Source organism: Allocoleopsis sp., from assembly GCF_036703385.1.
Taxonomy (GTDB): Bacteria; Cyanobacteriota; Cyanobacteriia; order Cyanobacteriales; family Coleofasciculaceae; genus Allocoleopsis.
In genome coordinates this window covers 1-6366 of record NZ_DATNPA010000033.1, presented here as the reverse complement: position 1 = coordinate 6366, position 6366 = coordinate 1, and the positions used below count along the sequence as shown (strand labels likewise).

The window sequence follows — 6366 nt, the reverse complement described above, 5'->3', positions numbered from 1 at the left end:
CGGTCGAATTATTATTTGGTCTGATCACAACACCAGCTTCTCAGGCCAGATTAGCGCTCGTGGAGGTTCTCAAAGTGGTGATGGTGGCTTTGTTGAGATATCGAGTAAAAACGCTTTGAACTATGCAGGAACGGTCGATGCTCTCGCCCCCTTTGGTAATGTTGGAACGCTATTACTCGACCCAACCAATATTGAAATCGTAGCCACAGGTGGTAATGCAACATTAAATGATGTCAATAACTTTAATGACCCCGACCTTCCTGGCGGTACCAGGTTAGATGTGACCGTTCTTAATAATGCGACAGCCAACGTCATCCTACAAGCAACCAATAACATTATCTTTAGTGCGCCAATTAATATGACTGGTTTCAATGTTGGACTCACTGCCCAGGCTGGCAACAACATTACAGTCAACCAATCCATCACGACAAATGGCGGTAATGTTGAATTCAGAGCCAATGATAATACTGCCAACACAGCAACAGGTACGGGAAGCGTCTTCATTAATGCACCCATTAATACCAATGGAGGTAACTTCACAAGCAGTGGGGTTAACTTCACAAGTACTGGATTTAATATTAATACAAGCACCAATGATTTTCGGAATAGTGGAGCCATTAACATCACCAGCAGTGGTTTTATCAATACGGGAATACTGAATTCTTTTCACGACCTTTATGGCTTTGATGGAGGAGCAGTCAGCTTAAATGCTGGAAGCAACATCATAACTGGCGCAATTAACTCATCTTCCGCTGGTAATGACTCCTCTTTTACTATCTCGCGAGGGGGGGCAGTTACTTTAAGCAGCACCGTAGGAAGTATCCAAACGGGCGCGATTGATTCCTCTTTTAATGGCAGTAACCCTTACGGTTCAGAAGGAGGTTTGGTTCGCTTAACAGCACTGGGCGATATCACAACAGGTGCGATTAATGCGTCTTCTTTAAATTCTTCTGGAGGAAGTATTGGAGGGGCAACATCTAGCGCGGGTTCAGTCAACTTAAGTGGACAGAACATCACATTTGACAGCATATTTACCCAAGGTTTTTCCAGTGCAACTGATGGGCCAATGAATATCAGAGGGGGTGATGTCCAAATTGTTGCGAATGGAGTTGTCAGAGGAACTGGAACCATTAGTAATGCTTTTAATGACTTTGTTCCTTCCGGTACGACTATATCTACTCGAACAACTGGCCCAGGAATTTCTCAGTTAAGCTCCGTTTCAATTCAACATGATGGCGGGCCGGATAACCTTGACTTTACAGTGGGGACGGCGTCGCCTGTCAACGGCGTAGCTGGATCGATTATTGCTAATAACAACACACTAACAGAAGCCTCATTTCCAGTCTTACCGAATGGTGGTATTGCGGCTGGAACTGGGAACGGAATTACGCTGATTTCCGTTAACACTCCACCCACTCTGACCGCAAATGTTCAACTTGCAGGAACGCAACCCAATCAACCGGTTACCTTCAGATTTGGGGATTTAAATCCGGTTGTGGGTGATGTTAATAGCGATAACACTACGGTTCAAATTACCTCCATTACAGGAACGCTCACGAGAAATGGTGTAACGCTAGCGCCGGGAGATACGATTGCAGTTAACGATATTTTGGTTTACACTCCGCCTGAAAATGCTACGGGTCAGGTTGCGGCGTTTACGATTAGAGCGAGCGATCGCGTTTCCTTCTCCACTCCGCAACAGATAGGAATCAACGTTACTCCCACACCAACGCCAACGCCAACGCCAACGCCAACCCCAACGCCAACGCCAACGCCAACGCCAACCCCAACCCCAACGCCAACGCCAACGCCAACCCCAACCCCAACCCCAACGCCTACACCCAGCCCAAGACTCGTAAATCCAATTCCAGAAACAAGTCCACACAGACCAGAGTTTAGTGATGTACGCTTACCTCGCTTTGAAGTTGACCCCTTTGTCAATCAAATTGAATCGCGTTTGACGCGGGAATTCGAGGAGTATTTCGGGCAAGCCTTCCAGACACCGATTAAATCCTTAGACGCAGAGCGCGAGATTCTGAACACAATTGAGAGAGCAACGGGCATCAAACCCGCAATGATTTATGTCACGTTTATCCCAGAGAGTCTGGAACCAACATCAGCAGACAAAATTCACAATTCCAATACAAATGGAAATAAGCAGGCACAGAAAAATTCCGCACGAGCAGAAAATCCTCTACCCCAAAACAGTGACCTACTCGAACTAGTCGTCGTGACAGGCAAGGAGCCACCCGTTCGCAAGCGAGTAACCGGCGCAACCCGCGAACAAGTCCTGAAATTAGCTGGAGAATTCCGCAGCAAAGTTACCGATTCGAGAAACCGTCGTGGCTATCTCGCTCCAGCACAGGCACTGTACAAGTTAATAGTTGCACCTTTAGAAACGGATTTACAAGCGCGAAAAATTCAGAATCTAGTCTTCCTGATGGAACCTGGCTTGCGTTCCTTGCCAGTTGCTGCTCTCCATGACGGGAAAGGATTTTTAATCGAACGCTATAGTGTCGGTCTGATGCCGAGTCTCAGCCTCACCGATACCCTCTACAAAGACATCAGAAATGCCCAAGTTCTGGCGATGGGAGCCAAGACATTTACTGACCAAAACCCCTTACCTGCCGTACCGACAGAAGTGTCAGCGATTGCGGGTAGGTTGTGGCAAGGCAAATCTTACCTAGATAGTGGCTTTACCCTAGGTAATTTAAAGGAGGCACGACAGCAACAACCGTTTGGGATTATTCACCTAGCGACTCATGGCGATTTCAAACCGGGCGCTTCGAGTAACTCTTATATTCAGTTATGGGATACAAAATTGCGCCTCAACCAACTACGGCAACTGGGTTGGAATAAACCACCCGTAGAGCTTTTAGTGCTGAGTGCCTGTCGCACGGCTTTGGGGGATAAGGAAGCGGAGTTGGGTTTTGCTGGGTTCGCGGTGCTGGCAGGGGTTAAGTCAGCGATGGCCAGTCTCTGGTACGTTAGCGACCAAGGGACACTGGGGTTAATGACGGATTTTTACCAGCAATTGAACGCTGCTCCGATTAAAGCAGAGGCGCTTAGACGATCGCAACTGGCGATGATTAGAGGAGAGGTGCGTTTGGAGAATGGTAAACTCCATACCCCCAATGTGGACATCCCCTTACCGCCGGAGTTGGTTGAACTAGGAGATCAAAAACTGGATCATCCTTATTACTGGTCTGCCTTTACCATGATTGGTAATCCTTGGTAAGGGGGTTGAAGGTTGCAAGTTGAAGGTTGAAGGTTGCAAGTTGAAGGTTGGAGGTTGCAAGTTGAAGGTTGAAGGTTCAAGACAGAGGCGATCGCTTTTTCGATCTCTGGCAGCTTCACCTTAGACTGTACTCAGCGTTAACGCTTGCAACTGCTCTACCCAGTGGTTGAGTTCATACGTATTGAGGCGATAACTCAGGGGATGAGCAATTAACCGCGCTGTACTCTCAAACAGGATGTCAATTTCAATTAAACCGTTCTCTTTTAAAGTCCGACCGGTCGAGACTAAATCCACAATAGCCTCTGACATCCCGGTAATTGGCCCCAGTTCCACAGAACCGTAGAGCGGGATAATTTCTACGGGTAAATCCAAATTATTGAAGTGTTCGTGAGCACAGTGAACGAATTTCGAGGCCACCCGACCATGAGGTGGCAGTTCTAAAGAACTGCGATAAGGGCTGGAATCACGTACTGCGACCGACATTCGACACTTACCAAAGCGTAAGTCAGCGAGGTGAGCAACCTGGGGGCTCTTTTCTCGCAACACATCGTAACCGACAATCCCCAATTGTGCTTGACCATATTCCACGTAAACTGGGACATCTTGCGCTCGAACAAGTAAGGCTTTGGCGGTACCGCTAGGGTCTTGAATTTGGAGTAGGCGGCTACCGGAGTCAAGAAAAGCACTAAAATCTAAGCCGACGGCTTGTAGCAGCTTGATGCTATCGATCAGAAGTGCGCCTTTGGGTAATGCAACAGTCAGCATAGAAATATTGGCTCAATTTGAAGTAGCGCATTCATGCTTGAAGCATGAGCATACCTATAATATTGGCAACTTATCACGAATTGCAGTCAGGACTACAAAAAGGTTTTTGTCAATTAGTTTCTGGCGATCGCTCATAATATGACTCAGCTCACTTTAGTTATTGGAAACAAGAATTACTCATCCTGGTCACTGCGCTCTTGGCTAGCGATGAAACAGGCGGGATTAGACTTTACTGAGATACGCATTCCCCTGGACACGCCAACCAGCTACCAGGAGATTCGGCGCTATTCTCCATCTGGAAGAGTACCTGTTTTGCTGGACGGAAACCTGAGGGTATGGGAATCTCTAGCTATTTGCGAATATATTGCAGAACACTTTGCTCCTCACTTATGGCCTGAGGACAAAGCCGCTAAGGCATTGGCGCGATCAATTAGTGCGGAGATGCACGCAGGTTTCCACAGCCTACGCGAAACTATGCCAATGGACTGCCGCACTCGACTTTGTCTGTTGGGTATGAATCCCCGCCTGCAAGCCGATATTGATCGCATTACTGCAATCTGGCATGAATGTCGGAAAAACTTTGGAGTTAAGGGTGACTTCCTATTGGGTCACTTTACCATTGCCGATGCCATGTTCGCGCCCGTCGTATCACGATTTATTACCTATGATGTGAAATTGGATGAGGTGGCACGAGCCTATATTGAGACGATTTGGGCCCTTTCGGCAATGCAGGAATGGGTGGAGGCCGCGAACAACGAAGTAGAAAGTATTTATTACTTTAATCATTAGCAGCTGACTTGAAAATAAGGCAGACCGGAGCTTTAGTGAGGACAGAAGGCAGAAGGCAGAAGGCAGAAGAAATAAGAATTTTCATGCATTCTGGTGTACGCCATTCATGACGGCTACTAACAAGCAGCAACTAACCAGTTACAACAAATGAAATGCGAATTCTTATAGTTGATGATGAAGTTGAGCTGACTGACCCGCTGAGTCGAATCTTGAACCGTGAAGGTTACGCGGTTGATGTGGCTTACGATGGCGTAGCAGGCAGTGAGTTAGCATCCGGCAGCGATTATGACCTGCTCATTTTAGATTGGATGCTGCCAAAACGGTCGGGCTTGGAAATTTGCCAGCAGTTGCGATCGCAAGGACGAACCACACCAGTTCTTTTCCTTACAGCGAAAGATACCCTCAATGATCGAGTCGAGGGTTTAGATGCCGGTGCTGACGACTATCTGGTTAAACCCTTTGAATTGCGGGAGTTGCTAGCCAGAGTCCGCGCCTTATTACGGCGTTCTGCGGCAACTGATATCAGTACTCCCCAGCGCCTGCGTGTTGCTAACCTGGAACTCGATTTAGAAAATCAGTTGGCTTATCGCGATGGACGTTTGATTGAACTTTCGGAAAAAGAAAGCCAGTTGCTGGAATTCTTCATGCGCCACGTGGGTCAATTGTTGACGCATGGGCAAATTTATCAGCATCTGTGGGCTCAAGAGGAACAACCCAGTAGTAATGTTGTCGCCGCTTTAATTCGCCTGTTGCGCCGCAAAATTGAAGCGAAGGGTGAAACACCGCTGATTCACACAGTCTATGGGAAAGGCTATCGTTTTGGAGACAGTAGCTGATACTATTTTGGATGCAAGGATTTTAGATTTTGGATTGTACAAGCCTTATCAGGCAATGGTTTCAATCGATGCTCTGTCGCATCCTCTGTTTAAATGGGTATGAGATAATTTTTCTGGCTTGTCCAAACTCATGACTTTTCTGGCTTGTCCAAACTCATGACTAAAGTCATGAGTCCGTCTAGGACATTTGATACAGGTAATTAGCTGAGGAAATTCCTACAATCTAGTTGTAGTAAAGGAAGTGCTTCTTGGCTAGAATTCACAGGAGTGTTCATGAAAGTTAAATCTCTTCCCGTGCTGGCTGTGACTCTTGCGGGTACTGCGCTGATTGTAGCAGCTTGTAAATCTCCAAGCTCACAAACTCAGGAAGGTTCCGCCTCCTCAGTTCCAGCTCAAAAGGCTGAGATACCTGAGACTCCTGCCTCTCCAAGCATGGGTTCCAACCCTTCTACCCCAAGCGCTCCTCTGCCACCGGACCTGAAACTCACAGACAAACAAAAAACTCAACTGAAGCAAATTCAAGAGAAATATCGCTCCAAGATGGAGACCATTCTCACGGACAAGCAAAAGAATGAGTTAAAAGCGGCTCAGGAACAAGGCAAAGATCCCCGGACACTCATGCAGTCTCTGAATATCACAGATGCCCAAAAGCAGCAAATTCAAGACATGAGGCAGTCCCAGCTTCGAGAAATAGCCAATGTCTTGACAGACGAACAAAAACAACAATTAAAAAAGACG

General features: G+C 47.1%; 5 protein-coding genes. 4 read left to right on the top strand and 1 reads right to left on the bottom strand.

Features of this window, described 5'->3' with window-relative positions:
• Window positions 1-3238: CHAT domain-containing protein (locus V6C93_RS01675; RefSeq protein ID WP_333474905.1), on the top strand; the 3238-nt coding region annotated here is incomplete at its 5' end.
• A gap of 120 nt (window positions 3239-3358) precedes the next feature.
• On the opposite strand, the gene hisG is transcribed toward V6C93_RS01675, so the two are convergent.
• Entirely contained in the window at window positions 3359-4003 is a 645-nt protein-coding gene (gene hisG / locus V6C93_RS01670) for an ATP phosphoribosyltransferase (RefSeq protein WP_333474904.1), read from the bottom strand.
• Between the two features lie 138 nt (window positions 4004-4141).
• Between hisG and V6C93_RS01665 the strand changes: the two genes are divergently transcribed.
• From V6C93_RS01665 to V6C93_RS01655, 3 genes are all read left to right on the top strand, one after another.
• Window positions 4142-4792, top strand: coding sequence for a glutathione S-transferase family protein (locus tag V6C93_RS01665; RefSeq protein ID WP_333474903.1), 651 nt, complete (start codon window positions 4142-4144; stop codon window positions 4790-4792).
• Window positions 4793-4944: 152 nt separating this feature from the next.
• Entirely contained in the window at window positions 4945-5628 is a 684-nt protein-coding gene (rppA, locus tag V6C93_RS01660; RefSeq protein ID WP_333474902.1) for a two-component system response regulator RppA, read from the top strand.
• Between the two features lie 273 nt (window positions 5629-5901).
• Window positions 5902-6366 (top strand): Spy/CpxP family protein refolding chaperone (locus tag V6C93_RS01655; protein ID WP_333474901.1); only part of this gene is annotated, 465 nt, incomplete at its 3' end.